The sequence below is a fragment of the Candidatus Uhrbacteria bacterium CG10_big_fil_rev_8_21_14_0_10_50_16 genome (assembly GCA_002774875.1).
Classification (GTDB): Bacteria; Patescibacteriota; Patescibacteriia; order UBA9934; family UBA11717; genus UBA11717.
This window is the reverse complement of sequence record PCYM01000001.1, coordinates 13,490-28,401: the sequence shown is the minus strand read 5'-3', so window position 1 is coordinate 28,401 and position 14,912 is coordinate 13,490. Positions and strand designations below refer to the sequence as shown.

Genomic DNA, 14,912 nt, shown 5'->3' with positions numbered 1-14,912 from the left:
CGCCCCTGGTGAGATTAATCAACCAACGACAGTCTTTTTGTGTGTAAATAACTTGTCCCAAACCAGAAAACACCCATATTGCACCAGAAGAGGAAGATATTTAAATTTCAGCACGGTCCAGGCGAGACTGCGGTGTGTATCTTTACTGTCACAGAATTGTTCCACGAACGTCTCCTGCTCCCGCGCGATAATGGCAAACATTGCCTTAAATGACCTGTCACGCCTCATTTGATCCCAGATCCACCGGTAACGCATCTGTCGACGATAATAATCTATAAGATTAAATTCTGTGTTCATACGCTCCGGCAGTTCTACCAGTGCCTGTGTTTCTCCATCCAAAAATCGTGGAATCAGCCGCGCAACAATTTTTGCCGATGCCAACGACCCCTTAATACCATCTGCAGCAAACGCCCCGCAATACCCTGCTGCATCTCCAATGAGCACACGATTTTTGTGCGTCACACGTTTTACAACCCCACCAATGGGAATCAAGCTCCCAAACGCATATTCCGACGTCTCAATAGACCCTTCGAGCGTGATCGTGCCGTTGTCGACAAGTCGCTGCGTAAACGTCTTGAGCAACTGACTCGCCGCACCTCGATCACTCATCAGCTTTGCAAGGCCAATACGATACGCCGAGCGTCCGTTTACAACCGTTGGCGAAAGCCACCCGCCATACCCCAAAGAAAATTCACCAAACCAATAGTGATAAATTGTCTGCTGCGGAATCGGTCCCAGATTCACCTCTCCAAAATACACACGTTCAAAGCCAAAAAGAAACGATTTGTTCTGATCGAGCTCCGGTGTCACCTGTGCAACCTTGGAATGAGAACCATCGGCGCCCACAAGCACTCGACACCTCAATTGGTGAGAAGGCTCTCCTTGAGCTTGCAGTGAAATAATAACGTGATCATCCTCATCCACCGCGTTCATGAATACCGTTTTTGTCTTAACGGTTACGTTTGATGGAACGGTATCGGCCATGGCACGCACGAGAGCCTTTGTATCGGTTTGATAAATCCAAGGTTCCGACGTTTGCGACACAAAGTAATCCTTAAAATCCGGCGCTACCACACAAATCGCCGAAATGGGATTGGTGATGTAGTCGTCAATGGGGAAAAACGTTTTAAACAAATCGTAGGTCTTTGAAGTAATGAGCCCCGTGGATTCAACACTAGATCCGGCCGCCGGTTTTGCATCCACAACAAGAACCCGCAGGTGACCTGGCAGATGATGCGCCAATGTTAAACCTGCAAAACTCGCGCCAACAATGACGACGTCGTATTGATCCATATTACAAAAGAATCTTGGTAAGTTCATCGATCGTATCCACAATACACAACGGCGCCCCGAGTGCGAGGATATCCCGTGTGTGGACGCCCCACGTAACTCCAATAGATGCCGTACCAACCTCTTGCGCCTCTTTTACATCGCCAAGAGTGTCTGTAATGAATCGCGCTTCATCAGGAGTCACTTGATACTGATCGAGAAGTCGCTGTATTTTAACCGTTTTCTTTTTGTGAATATCCGCGCCCCAAACTTCCTGAAAATACGAACGCAGGCCATGCCGCTCTAAAAAGGTCTGAATAATGTCGCTAAACCCGGAAGAGACAATCGTAAGCGTGTGCGTCTGTGCAAGGTTGTGGACGAGTTCCTTGAGCCCCGGTACAGGATCCATCGTCTCAATAATCGGTTTGTAGAGTTTAAAAAAGGGTTTTTCCTCAGAAACAACCGGGTCATCAGAATAATGTATGTTCACCTGCTCAGAGTCAAACGCGTTTCCGTAAAAATACGTCCGCCAAACTTCCCGCGTCAGTTGATCTCCCTCTAATTGTTGGTGGATCGCAAAACACGGCTCCGCAGAGGCCACTATCACCCCATCAAAATCAAACATCAGTAGCTTCATAGATGCACAACCTATCATCTTCTGTTATCCTCCGCAATGTTTGAATATCTATACCTATGCTACTACAATAGATCTACTCTTAATTCATGATCTGTCGAACTTCCAGAAAATAATTATGATTCATCCGGCATCTCATCAGTAGTGGAAAACGGTGTCCTTAAAATCAGTATTCCAAAACTCACCTAGTTCCTATTAAAAAACCTCCCTGCATTGGGAGGTTTTTGGTTATTCCATTCCATGGCACTTTTTGTACTTCTTCCCCGATCCACACGGACACGCGTCGTTACGTCCTGGTTTTTGATGATTACTCACGCCTGCCTTTATAGCCTCGCTAATCTTTGCGCGCTCTGCCAAGGACGGCGTATGGGCAATCCGCATGGCATCCTTTACCTTAAAAATGGAGTACACCACCTGTTTTTGCACCTCTGACAGCATCACCTGGTACATAGCAAAGCTCTCACGCTTGTACTCCACCAACGGATCACGCTGTGCATAGCCACTCAACCCAACACCACTGCGCAATTTACGCATCGCGGTTAGATGTTCCACCCACAACATGTCGATCGATCGCAATAACAACTGCTTCTCCACCGTTGCAAGTTGGGAACGCTCCGCAAACAATCCCTCGAGATCCTTGTACGCTATCTGCGCCTGGCCCTCCAATGTTTCAATCAACTCCGTGCGCACCACTGCGGCCTGCGCAGCCTTCGGTGCACCAATACCATTATATGCCGTAAAACGTTCCTTTAACTCCTCCGGAACCGGCACAATGGTCTGCATGGTTTCAAAAATCTCCTTTACATTCCAATCCGTTCCGTCTGCCGTATGGAACGACACAACATTCTCGATCTCTTCCGTAATGTGATCCAAAATCATCGGACGTGCCGCCTCTGGCTCCTCCGTTGTATTAATGTCTACAATCTCGTTACGAATTTCATAGGTCACAGAACGCTGTTTATTGAGGATATCGTCGTAATCCAACAAACGTTTGCGAATGTCAAAGTTGTGACCCTCCACCTTCTTTTGTGCCCCTTCCAACGCTTTTGTAATAACTTTATTCTCAATCGGCATATCCTCAGGGACGCCCAATCGCTCCATCATGTTCTTCATGCGATCAGATCCAAACACACGCATAAGGTCGTCCTCGGTCGATACAAAGAACTGCGTTTCTCCAACATCGCCCTGACGGCCAGATCGTCCACGGAGCTGATTGTCAATCCGACGTGCCTCGTGACGCTCCGTTCCCACCACATACAAACCACCTAACGCGAGAACTTCCTCATATTCTTGCTTTGTTGCCGGAACGCCTCCCAACTTTATATCCACACCACGACCCGCCATGTTGGTGGCCACCGTCACGGAACCTTTGCGCCCTGCTTGTGCAACAATCGACCCTTCTCGTTCGTGGTTTTTTGCGTTCAACGCCTCATGCGGCACACCCGCCTTGGAAAGTGCCTGCGACATCTCTTCGTTCTTCTCAATAGAAATGGTACCAATGAGCACTGGCTGCCCCAGGGCCTGCCGCGTTTTAACGTCCTTTACAATAGCCTGAATCTTACCAGCCTCTGACTTGTAAATTTTGTCTTCATGGTCATTACGGGCTATGACCTTATTGGTTGGTATCACGATCACGTTCAAATCATAAATCTTTTGAAACTCTTCCTCCTCTGTCTTGGCCGTTCCCGTCATGCCCGCCAATCGCGAATACATGCGGAAATAGTTTTGGAACGTAATGGTGGCCAATGTCTGACTTTCTTGTTGTACCTCCACACCTTCTTTCGCCTCGATCGCCTGATGGAGTCCTTCCGAAAAACGACGTCCCTCCATCATACGACCCGTAAATTCATCCACAATCACAATCTCTCCTTCGCGTACCACGTATTCTTTATCACGCTTATACAACACCTCCGCCCGCAGCGCCTGCTCCAAATGATGCACCAAGTGCACACCACCGTCGGCATAGAGGTTTGCAAGACCAAGAGCTTTCTCCACTTTCTCAATTCCAGCCTCCGTAAGTGTAGAGACTTTCATTTTCTCGTCAATATTATAATCCACGTCCAACTTTAACAATCGCACCACCTGTGCAAATTGTTGGTACATGGCACTGGACGTTTGAGACGGCGCAGAGATAATCAATGGCGTGCGTGCCTCGTCAATCAAAATAGAGTCCACCTCGTCAATCAAACAATAGTTAAGGGGACGTTGCACGCGCTGATCCGGATTCTGCACCATGTTGTCGCGCAGATAGTCAAATCCGAACTCATTGTTGGTGCCGTAGGTGATGTCCGCCGCATAGGCATCTGCACGCGCCACAGGTCGCAAATAATCATGGTGAACTTTAAAACTTCCCGTAACATCTCGATCGGCGTCTTCCACTACTTCATCCTGCACGATCGATTTGTCGTACACAAAGCCACCTTCGTGAGAAATGACTCCCACGGACAATCCCAGGAAATCAAACACTTCACCCATCCATGCAGCATCTCGCATGGACAGGTAGTCGTTAACGGTTGCCACGTGCACACCTTTTCCCTCCAATGCATTCAAATAAACTGGGAGTGTTGAGGTAAGTGTCTTTCCTTCTCCTGTGCGCATCTCGGCAATGTTGTGATGATGCAGCGCCATCCCTCCCAACAACTGCACATCGTAATGATATTGTCCCAAGGTTCGCTGTGCCGCTTCACGGGCTGTGGCAAACGCCTCTACGAGCAAATCGTCAATCAAAACGCCTTCCGCCAAGCGCGCTTTAAAACTCACGGTTTTCTCCTTTAACTCTGCATCCGATAACCCACGGTAGCTGTCTGCAAGCGCATTGACTGCATCCACACTCTGTTGATAGTACTTGAGTGTTTTCTTACTGGAATCCGTTAAAAATCGATCTAAAAAGTGTGCCATAATGCCGAGATTGTAGGTCAAAGGAGCATTTTGGTCAATAACACAAAGGCCGCCTGTAGGCAGACGACCTTTGCGGTCGCGCCTTCAGGCGGCAGTTCAGCGGACGCCGAGGACGGCGGCCAGGCTCTCGATCGCCACCTTGCAGCGAACCTGCCACTCCGGCTGGGTCTCCGGGATTTCATCCGGCTCCTCGTGATCTAGCCACTTCATGACACCCACGTCGGACACGGCGGAGTTGATGCAGCCGGTAGGTCCCGTGTCCGTGTAAGTGCCCTTCCCCTCCCAAACGGAGAGCCTACCCGGGAGACTCCACATCCGATAGGCACGTCCGGCGTACGTAAAGCGCACGCGGACGGAATCGGGGTCCCCGGTGTTGTAGTCGTCCCTCAGCGTGTCCCCACGAGTACGCCGTACAGACCTTGGCATAAACGAAGCCCTTCTGTAGAGCGAAGCCGTGTAGCCAATTGAAGATTCAACATGAATCGCCACAATTGGCACACATCTTTGGCGAAACAAAAAGGAGGGAGAAAGAATAAATAGATTGCTTCGTGAAACGCGCAATGACGACCAGGAGAGCTTGCAGGCAAGCCTGTAAAACAAAAACACCCATCCACAGACGGGTGTTTTAAATCATCAATCCTAGTCTTGCTCGCGTCCAAATCGCAGAAACTTCTTAAACGATCGGCCTGCGCGGGTGCCAACAGATTTTTGCTTCTTGCGCCAATCAACAATCTGACGTTTGAACTCTTTTTGCACTTTGTCGATAGCAGCATACAAATCCTCTGCCTCGGCAGTCGCATGAAACACCTCGCCTTGGATATCCGCGTTAAACTCCGCGTAAAACACATTTCCTTTATTGTGATGCTCCGACGGCTTTCCCACCTCCACTGCCACGCTTGCCGGCTGTAATCGTTTTACAAGCTTGGAAAGTGGTGCAATACGTTTGTTGATATGTGCTTCGATCGCGGGGGTAAGATCGATATTCGTGCCTAAAATTTTCTCAATTTTCATAACAGATCGGTTATGACTTACACCGTTAGTATACCCTCGTCCGCAGGTGTGGGCAACGACCGATAATAGTCCGCAATCCATTCACCGAGTGTGTCCCCTTCCACACCCGCAAGATCACAGTAACGCATAAGATTGAGCAACATCGCCCCCAAATGCGCTCGAGCAACTTCTGTGTCCACCACCTCCGTTCTCCCCGTCTTCTTTTCCAATTCTGCCAGTGCTGCAAGTTCCTCCAATATCTTCTCGATCGGCTCCCCACGCAGAGCAGATGCATCCATCGTTTGCTGTTTTGCGTGTGCCCGCCAGTTGATCGAGATAAACAAGGCTAATTCCGAAAGTGGTCCCATAGATTATGTATCAAACCCAATGAATTGAACCTCCTCGTGTAATTGAATCCCGTACGCATCTCGCACTTTGGATTTAACCAGTGCAATGAGCTGCATCAGTTGATCCGCCGTCGCTGTGCCATCGCTTGTAATAAAGTTTCCGTGAAGCTCACTAATCGCCGCCCCTCCAACGCGCGTGCCCTTAAGACCGAGACGATCCACCAACCAGCCGGCGGGAATACGCTTATTTGTAAGAAACGCTTCCGGGATATCATGAACCCTATCTTTTAACTTAGCGATATCCTCGTCTGCCACAAAATCGACATTCTTAAACGCACAGCCGGCGCATTTGACGTTCTTTGGTTGAGAATCCATGCGACAGCGAAGCACCTCATTGATCGCCTCACGGTTGAGGTCCACCTCACGTGGCTCAAATAAAAACGTAGCGCGCAGCACAATCCACGGAACGTCCTTTATTTTGCTGTGACGATACCCCATAACAAGGTCTTCTTTTGCAATCGTCTGTACTTCTCCCGTTTCTGTGTTAAGGATATCGACCGAGACCAACTTATCTTTTGTCTCTCCGCCAAAGCAACCCGCATTTCCGCGCACGGCACCACCAATCGTCCCTGGTAGTCCAATCCCCCATTCAAATCCTGTAAGTCCGGCTTCTCCCGTTTGACGTGCAAGGCTTGATGAGAGCAACCCAGCATCTGCCACCACCTCTCCTGTCTCGTGGTTAATGCGAATGGAACGGTTACCCATCTTGATTACGAGCCCGTTGAATCCCTTATCACTCACAAGAATATTTGTGCCGCCGCCGATCACCACCCATGGCACGTTCTCATCTTTAGCTAATTGCACAAGACTCGTCACCTCCTCTGCTGTCTTTGCTAACACAAAATAAGAGGCAGGTCCTCCAACGCCATAATGCGAATGCGCCGCCAGAGGTTCACCCCGTTTGAGTCGATCACCCAAGAGCGCTTCTACTTGTTGTTCAAATTGTGTGTTCATACGTTTTCCGTATTGATCGTTACGTGTTCAATCATACCAGATATCAACACATCGCATTGACGTCTATGTTATTTTCTTCCTTTTTTTGGATCATAAACTTGTAAAACACCTGCAAAGACGATCGTGCCAAACACCATAATCATCGTGGCGAGCTGTTCTAGGCTAAGAATAACGGCAATCAACTCTCGCTGACTTACTCGTTCCTCCACAGTAAATGACCGTGACCAATACCGAAATCCTATCATCCCTACCCATCCCAAGACAACAACGGCGTACCCCGCCCAAACCTTCCAGGATGATTTGCGGTAGATAAATCTCATCGGCCAAACAACGAACGTTCCCACTACCAATAGAACCGATCCAAGAAGAAACGATAAGATAAGCCAATATTGAATTACGATTGCAAGGGTCGAAAACGTTGGAACTTGATCCAATCCAAACGTCTCACCAGGCGACAAGGGAGCAAACATCATGAGCCAAACAAGAAAACCAGCAAAAGAGAGTGCCATGAGCCCCAACCCAACAAGCGGCATCCACATTCCCCAACGTGAATCAAAGAATTTTCTTAATGAGAACTTCATACTACTTAATCAATGTCCGTGCGAGACGATCAATGTCTCCCGCACCCACCATAAGTAAAACATCTCCCGGACGAACAATCTTTTCTAATTGAAATTTTACCGCCTCTGCATCTTGCGCATAAATAACATCTCGGTCAACCCCACGCGTTGTGTCTGACTCATGAATCGCCTCCACCAACTCCGCACTCGATGTTGCATGGTCCTGCTCGTTACGGCCGGCGACATCATAAATCTCTTGGAGCACCACGACGTCTGCTTCCTCCATACTCTGCACAAACTCATTGAACAATCCACGTGTTCGTGCGTGTTGATGTGGCTGAAAACACAGAACGATTCGCTTGCCCGGCAAAAATGATTTTACGCCTTCCAACAAGCTCGCGACCGCCGTTGGGTGATGTCCGTAATCGGAATACACATCGGCTCCTTTCCATAGACCAAGATGTTCAAATCTGCGCCAAAGCCCTGGGAATGATTCCAAGGCTTGCTTAATCTTATCCCCTCGCACATGCAACGCCGATGCCGCCAGCGCCGCCATCATGGCATTGTGCACGTTATAGTCGCCAGGATAACGTAGATCAGCCTCAAACACTTCCGCATCTTCCTTAAAGAGATGAACCCGTTGGATTCCCACCTCACGTTCTACCTCCGCATGTGCTGCCGCGTCCTGTCCGTAAGCAATTAACTGAATATCGGATCGACTCAACGCAATCTCTTTGATCAATAATTGCGATTGCGCATCATCTGCGTTCCACACAAGCGTTCCACCTTGCGGTAACTTTTCTACAAACTGCTTCATAGCCGCACGCACGTCTTCTACCGATCCATAAAAATCCGGGTGATCAAATTCTATGTTGGTGAGCACAATCATCTGCGGATCCATATGTAGCATGTGTGCCATATGCTCACACGCCTCGGCGACAAACACATCGCTCATTCCAACGCGCAAATTTCCATAGGGGAACGACGTTACTTTTGACCCAACAACAACCGTTGGGTCTAATCCTGCTACCGTGAGGATATGGCCAAGCATAGCGGTGGTTGTGGATTTCCCGTGTGTGCCTGTAACCGCAATGAGATTTGACCCCTGACTCACCTCACCCAAAAACGCGTTGTAGGTGATTTCTGGTATATCGAGGTGTCTGCCACGAATACGTTCCTCATCATCCAAGGGAACCGCGCTTGAATACACAATGAGTTCAACATCCTTTCCAATAAGTTCCGGCTTGCTGCCAATGCCAATTTGCACGCTCATATGGCGTAATTCCCTGATCGTCTCCGAATCCTGGACATCTGAACCCGAAACATAGGTACCGCATACCTTTAAGAGTTTGGCCATCGCGCTCATACCAATTCCTCCAATGCCAATAAAGTGGACCCGTTTGTACGTTTTCATGTCTCTATTCTAGCCTATTTCCGCGCCTTCTACAAGAAATAAGCGTTGCAGGATACGCAGGAGAAACACATGCTTGTTTAGATCAACTAATTTGCATCGCATTTAATGCTCCCACCAACCCTCCTATCCTCTTGAAACTTCCCAAAAAAACAGCTATCCTCCCTGCATGAAAACATCCATCTCACAACTCCTTGAGCAAGAAGAAGCCCGCCAACGCGGCGGATTAGAGCTCATTCCCTCGGAGAACTTTGTCTCCAACGACGTGCTTGCGGCACTAGGCTCCGTGGCCACCAACAAGTACGCGGAAGGCTACCCCGGTAGGCGTTATTACGGCGGTTGCAGCGTGGTGGACCAAATTGAACAACTTGCCATTGACCGTGCCAAGGAACTCTTTGGCGCCGAGCACGTCAACGTTCAGCCCCTCTCAGGTGCACCTGCCAACCTCGCCATTTATTCCGCCCTCTTGGAACCCGGCGACACCGTACTTGGGATGGACTTGAGCCACGGTGGACACCTCACCCACGGTCACCCGGTCACGTTTTCTGCAAAAATCTGGAACTTCGTACGTTATAATACAACCCCAACGGGCGAGATCGACTACGCGCAGCTCAAAGAACTTGCGCACGAACATAAACCAAAACTCATCCTCGTGGGGTACAGCTCCTATTCACGCGACATTGACTACGCCGCGATTCAAGCAATTGCGGACGAGGTTGGTGCACTTACCATGGCCGACATCTCTCACTTTGCCGCAATGGTAGCAACGGGACTCATGAACAATCCGGTACCCCTATTTGACGTGGTTATGACCACCACACACAAAACGCTCCGTGGCCCGCGCGGTGCCATGATCCTTTGTAAGGAAAAACACGCAAAGGCAATTGATAAATCTGTCTTCCCAGGATTGCAGGGCGGTCCGCATATGAACAATATTGCAGGCCTCGCCGTTGCCCTAGAAGAAGCATTGGACCCAAGTTTTAGGGACTACGCACAGCAAATTCTTCTCAACGCAAAGACACTCGAGGTGGAACTCAAACAGCGTGACTACACGATCTGTTTTGGCAAAACGGAGAATCATCTCCTCCTCATTGACCTCACCAATAAAGGCCTTGCAGGGAAGGACGCGCAACTTGCCCTAGACGCCGCCGGAATCACCGTCAACAAAAACGTGATTCCAGACGATCCGCGATCTCCCATGGACCCGTCCGGCATTCGCCTCGGAACGCCAGCACTTACCACACGCGGGATGAAGGAAGAAGAGATGAAACGTGTCGCCGATTTTATTGATCGCGCTATCCTCGCCCGACATGATGCAGATACGCTCGCCGAAATTCGCGAGGAGGTTAAACAATTCACTACACCGTTTCCCCTATGGGACAGATAATCAATGGTCGCAAGATAGCAAAAAAGATTCGCAATGAACTCGGCCATAAGATTCTCTCAGAGGGAATCGACGTAGGGCTTGCCGCAATTCTCGTTGGAAGCGATCCTGCCTCCCAAACCTACGTTAAACTCAAAGCCCACGCCGCCGACAAAATTGGCATGCGTTTTGATACACATGAGCTCGCAGAAGACACGACCACAGATCAACTCCTGACGCTTATTGATTCACTCAACGCAGACACGCACGTCCACGGCATCCTCGTGCAACTTCCCTTACCCAAGCACATTGACACTAATCGCGTAATTGCGGCAATCGATCCAACCAAGGACGCGGACGGATTCCAAGAACACAGCCCGCTCACGCCTGTCATGGCGCAAGTCGTCGAGACACTCTTGCTCTCCACGCTCGAACCACTGCAAGAGAAGCGCGCGCTCATCCTTGCAAATACACCAGACGTATTTGCACCACCCATCGCTCAAATCCTCTCGCAACACGGCGTAGAGACAGCAGCAGCAGAGCCCGACGACGCAGAGGTGTCCGCCGAACTCAAAGCAAGCGATATTGTGATTATTGCGATCGGCCGGCCGCACTGGCTCACCCCCGACAATATTAAGGAAGACGCGATCCTCATTGATATCGGCATCACAAAACAAGGGGATGAGATTCTAGGAGACGTCGACCCCACCTGCGACGCCGTAGCTTCCTGGCGCACGCGGGTTCCGGGAGGTGTAGGACCCGTCACTGTTGCGCTCCTACTCAAAAATGTCCTCGCCTGTTACGCATTACAAAAAGACGTCTCTTAGGAGGCGTCTTTGTTTTGACTCATGGCCAGGTTTGGGCTCGACAATCGCGGGTGATCGCCTCCAGACGTCAGGTACGCCGCAACAAATAGCGTCATAATTTCTAACAAATACGACCAAAGAGAGAAATACGAAAGTTGTGAAATGGATCCTCCTTGAATAAATACTAACGTAGCAATATCTAACAAAAAGACGAGACCAAACCACACAATGATCACCTCATACCGCTGACGCCAGGTAAGCGCAGGTACGCCTCTAAAATACAGCCAGCTAAATAGAAGTGTAAAGATAATCGAGAAGATCAATCCTCCAAACACCACATTCCCCTGTTGCAGATAGTGCGCCGAAAATATAAAGAAATAGACCATCGCAAGTCCGAGCAGATAATGTGTAACAAAGAAGAGGATGAATCGTAGCGGTTTCATATTACCGAGTAAAGGAGAATACTAATTCTATCATCGCACCAAGTAAAAACAGTAGAAGAATTAACCAGCAAAACCATGTTGGAATCGCGAAACATTTATTGGGTTCTGTACAATACCGATTACGAACACGAATATAGAGTGCAACGGTAATAATCCCAATCAACCCCCCAAAAACACCTCCGGTAAAACTCATCACCTCAATAAAATCGCGTGCGCCGGCCAACATAACGATTGCCGGGACACTCAAGGTTGCAAACCACGCAAACAACCGCGTAAATTTGTAGTCGTATTCGAGTAAATCTTGGACGGATATTGCCTGAATAAGAAAGCTTGTAGTCACCGCCAAAAATCCAAACACCGATCCCAAGATGAGAATCCAAGGACCCAACGCTTCCCCAAGTCCAACAACCGACGCCTCCGTCGTCGCCTCACCCGTCACACCCACTACAGCCGTCACAAATAATCCATAGAGAACAACAACCAAGATCACACTCCATGGAACCACCACACGCATGGACGTCTTATAACGACCGAGCATGCCCTTTATTTCTGGAATAATCGTAATACCACCTAGGGAGAACAACACAACCCCATACGGCAAAAAGATATCAAACCCATCCAACGTCATAAGGTTTGCGACCTCCACGCTAAACAGGCCACGCACAATAATCACCACAAGAGCCACAAGGAGTGCACCCACAAGATAGATTTCTGTACGTGCAACGAGTTTTAATCCCCTCAATGCAATCAAAAAACCAGCGATTAAAAAACCTGCTTGATAGAGCACAACATCCCCTCCAATTATTGGAGATAAAAGTGCATGTAAGAATTCTGCCCCCACGAGCACGTAGGCGACAATTGCTCCCCATGCCATGGCAATCATAACAAACGCGGACAACATGCCCCATTTTTTCCCAAAATATCGTTTAACGTAGCCGGCAAGTTGGTGATGTCCTGGTGTTTGCAACGAGACTTCCGCCATCATCATCTGTAACGTCATGGTCACAAATCCAAGCACGACGAGATACGTCATGCCAACAAAAAAACCCGCCTTTACAAACGCAAACGGCAGACCAAAAACACCAACACCGATCATGGCGCCAACAAGAGACTCTCCGGCGCTTAATTGCGCCTTTCTCACCGCGGATAAATGGAACATGTTTATTTTCACTCCTGAATGTGTGCAGTATAGCACACGCGACAACTAAATTTCTTCACCCTTTACGTCACGCGATGCATTTTTTCGCGCCTTGAGTGCAACCCACGCCTCATAGGTGAGCCACGCAAGTCCAAGCTCATCCACAAACGGAAGCGCGTCGGGCATCAGCCAATCAATGATCGTCACCACCAGCAATCCTTTAAACACCCAGCGTAATTGCTGCGTTGTGAGTTTTTGAAACGCAATATCTTGTAGCCATTGTTGCATAGGCCCTCAGTATAACAGAATTACCCCTGCTTTTCTTCTTATCTCGCCTCTGTGGACAATCTGCGCACAAGCTGTTGAGTCCGCGCATTGCCGCGAAGGTGCCTATGCGGTAAGATCTTGCTACATGGCCAGCGAGATCAACAAAGTTCCTCCGCATAACGAAGAAGCCGAACAATCGTTTTTGGGCGCGCTTTTGATTGATCCAGAGGCGATTATTAAGGTTGCTGATCACGTGGATCCCGAGCAATTCTATTTTGAAAAGCACCGCAAAATCTACGGTGGAATGATTGACCTCTACGCAAAGCATGAGCCGATTGATCTTCTCTCGCTTGGTAACCGACTGGATGAGATGGGAAGCCTCGCTAACCTGGGTGGCAGGTCTTACTTGGCCGAACTCACTAACATCGTTCCAACGGCGAGTAACGTGGTGCACTACGGCGACATCATTCAAAAAAAAGCCACGCTCCGACGGCTTATCTCGGCGGCGTCTAAAATCTCACAACTTGGATTTGATGAATCCACGGACGATATTGCCAGCGTGCTGGATCAAGCAGAGTCCACCATGTTTGGCGTGGCATCCACACACCTCAAACAATCGTTTACACATATCCGTTCCATTTTGGCTGACGCGTTTGAGCGCATTGACACCCTTCACAAGGAACGTGGAAAATTGCGCGGTGTGCCGTCTGGATACGTAGCGTTAGACAATCTACTCGCCGGATTTCAAAAAGCGGACCTTATTATTCTTGCCGCACGTCCGTCTGTGGGAAAGACCGCCTTTGCCCTCTCGCTCGCACGTCACGCATCTGTAAAACTCAAAATTCCCGTGGGGCTGTTTAGTCTGGAAATGAGCAAGGAGCAGCTGGTGGATCGACTCATTTGTGCGGAGGCAGACATTGACCTGTGGAAACTGCGCACAGGCAAACTCTCTGATCGCGACGACGACTTTCCACGTATTGGGCAAGCGCTTGGTGTTTTGTCCGAGGCGCCGCTCTATATTGACGACTCCGCATCGGCCAACATCATGGAAATCCGTGCTAAGTGCCGCCGTCTTAAGTCAGAACACGGACTTGGGATGGTGATCATTGACTACTTGCAGCTCATGGAATCGCGCGGTGCTAAGGAAAACCGTGTGCAGGAGGTGGCCGAGATCTCTCGTGGTCTTAAGCAAATCGCCCGCGAGCTAGAGATTCCAATTATCGCCCTCTCACAGCTCTCGCGTACCGTGGAAATGAGTAAACCGGCGATTCCAAAGCTTTCCCACCTGCGTGAATCTGGGTCCATTGAACAAGATGCCGACGTGGTGATGTTTATCTACCGTAAAGCAGCCGATAAGAACTATCAGCCAGACGAGCTGTCGCCAGAGGAGAAGAACCTCGCAGAGGTCCACATCTCCAAGCATCGTAATGGGCCGACCGGTATCGTAAAGCTCTTCTTTGACGCCACGCGTGCCAACTTCAAAAACTTGGAACGCAGAATGGAACCTCCAATTGCTTCTGCACCAAAACCTGTGGAGTCGCCGCCCCTTCCCCGTTCTCATGGGTAAAATGAAGGTTATTCTTTCCTCGGCGATTCTTTGCGTGAGTCCATCACGAGTACGACAATAAGACCCCGGCATAAACGCAGGGTTTCCGTAGAGCGAAGCCGTGTAGCCGATCGAAGATTCAGAATGAATCGCCACGATCGGCACACATCTGCAGCGACGCGGAGTATTGACGGAAGGTCTTATGGCACACGCAATGCGGACACAC

At 49.4% G+C, this 14,912-nt stretch carries 15 protein-coding genes; 4 read left to right on the top strand and 11 right to left on the bottom strand.

Annotated elements, in window-relative coordinates:
* Positions 1-18 precede the first annotated feature (18 nt).
* Together COV06_00130 and COV06_00125 are read right to left on the bottom strand one after the other, a co-directional pair.
* Complete coding sequence (locus tag COV06_00130) at positions 19-1,320, bottom strand: hypothetical protein (protein PIR47799.1); 1,302 nt, start codon at positions 1,318-1,320, stop codon at positions 19-21.
* Entirely contained in the window at positions 1,295-1,924 is a 630-nt protein-coding gene (locus tag COV06_00125) for a hypothetical protein (GenBank protein ID PIR47798.1), read from the bottom strand. Before COV06_00125 ends, COV06_00130 begins: the two co-directional genes overlap by 26 nt.
* 111 nt (positions 1,925-2,035) lie before the next feature.
* On the opposite strand from COV06_00125, the gene COV06_00120 reads away from it, so the two are divergent.
* Positions 2,036-2,092: a hypothetical protein gene (locus COV06_00120; protein ID PIR48093.1), complete on the top strand. Its 57-nt coding sequence runs from the start codon at positions 2,036-2,038 to the stop codon at positions 2,090-2,092.
* 39 nt (positions 2,093-2,131) lie between these two features.
* On the opposite strand, the gene COV06_00115 is transcribed toward COV06_00120, so the two are convergent.
* From COV06_00115 to murC, 6 genes are all read right to left on the bottom strand, one after another.
* A complete protein-coding gene (locus tag COV06_00115; protein ID PIR47797.1) occupies positions 2,132-4,801 on the bottom strand; it encodes a preprotein translocase subunit SecA in 2,670 nt (889 codons plus the stop codon).
* 96 nt (positions 4,802-4,897) lie between these two features.
* Positions 4,898-5,227: a hypothetical protein gene (locus COV06_00110; protein ID PIR47796.1), complete on the bottom strand. Its 330-nt coding sequence runs from the start codon at positions 5,225-5,227 to the stop codon at positions 4,898-4,900.
* Between the two features lie 213 nt (positions 5,228-5,440).
* Positions 5,441-5,893: a ribosomal subunit interface protein gene (gene raiA, locus COV06_00105; GenBank protein ID PIR47795.1), complete on the bottom strand. Its 453-nt coding sequence runs from the start codon at positions 5,891-5,893 to the stop codon at positions 5,441-5,443.
* Between the two features lie 269 nt (positions 5,894-6,162).
* Positions 6,163-7,152 (bottom strand): UDP-N-acetylenolpyruvoylglucosamine reductase, encoded by a 990-nt coding sequence (locus COV06_00100; protein PIR47794.1) that lies wholly within the window; start codon positions 7,150-7,152, stop codon positions 6,163-6,165.
* A 68-nt stretch (positions 7,153-7,220) separates the two neighbouring features.
* Entirely contained in the window at positions 7,221-7,733 is a 513-nt protein-coding gene (locus tag COV06_00095) for a hypothetical protein (GenBank protein ID PIR47793.1), read from the bottom strand.
* A gap of 1 nt (position 7,734) precedes the next feature.
* A complete protein-coding gene (murC, locus tag COV06_00090; GenBank protein ID PIR47792.1) occupies positions 7,735-9,126 on the bottom strand; it encodes a UDP-N-acetylmuramate--L-alanine ligase in 1,392 nt (463 codons plus the stop codon).
* A gap of 166 nt (positions 9,127-9,292) precedes the next feature.
* On the opposite strand from murC, the gene COV06_00085 reads away from it, so the two are divergent.
* Positions 9,293-10,510, top strand: a complete 1,218-nt coding sequence (locus tag COV06_00085) for a serine hydroxymethyltransferase (protein PIR47791.1) — start codon at positions 9,293-9,295, stop codon at positions 10,508-10,510.
* Positions 10,498-11,313: a bifunctional 5,10-methylene-tetrahydrofolate dehydrogenase/5,10-methylene-tetrahydrofolate cyclohydrolase gene (locus COV06_00080; protein ID PIR47790.1), complete on the top strand. Its 816-nt coding sequence runs from the start codon at positions 10,498-10,500 to the stop codon at positions 11,311-11,313. The genes COV06_00085 and COV06_00080 overlap by 13 nt, the downstream gene beginning before the upstream one ends.
* On the opposite strand, the gene COV06_00075 is transcribed toward COV06_00080, so the two are convergent.
* Genes COV06_00075 through COV06_00065 form a run of 3 tightly spaced genes read right to left on the bottom strand, consistent with a single transcriptional unit; the run spans position 11,310 to position 13,161 of the window.
* Positions 11,310-11,735 (bottom strand): hypothetical protein, encoded by a 426-nt coding sequence (locus COV06_00075; protein PIR47789.1) that lies wholly within the window; start codon positions 11,733-11,735, stop codon positions 11,310-11,312. The genes COV06_00080 and COV06_00075 overlap by 4 nt on opposite strands.
* A 1-nt stretch (position 11,736) precedes the next feature.
* Positions 11,737-12,894 (bottom strand): hypothetical protein, encoded by a 1,158-nt coding sequence (locus COV06_00070; protein PIR47788.1) that lies wholly within the window; start codon positions 12,892-12,894, stop codon positions 11,737-11,739.
* A gap of 45 nt (positions 12,895-12,939) precedes the next feature.
* Positions 12,940-13,161: a hypothetical protein gene (locus COV06_00065; GenBank protein ID PIR47787.1), complete on the bottom strand. Its 222-nt coding sequence runs from the start codon at positions 13,159-13,161 to the stop codon at positions 12,940-12,942.
* A 124-nt stretch (positions 13,162-13,285) separates the two neighbouring features.
* Here COV06_00065 and dnaB point away from each other — a divergent pair, with 124 nt between their 5' ends.
* Positions 13,286-14,707 carry a replicative DNA helicase gene (gene dnaB / locus COV06_00060; GenBank protein PIR47786.1) on the top strand — a complete coding sequence of 474 codons (1,422 nt, stop codon included), beginning with the start codon at positions 13,286-13,288 and terminating at the stop codon, positions 14,705-14,707.
* Positions 14,708-14,912: the final 205 nt, after the last annotated feature.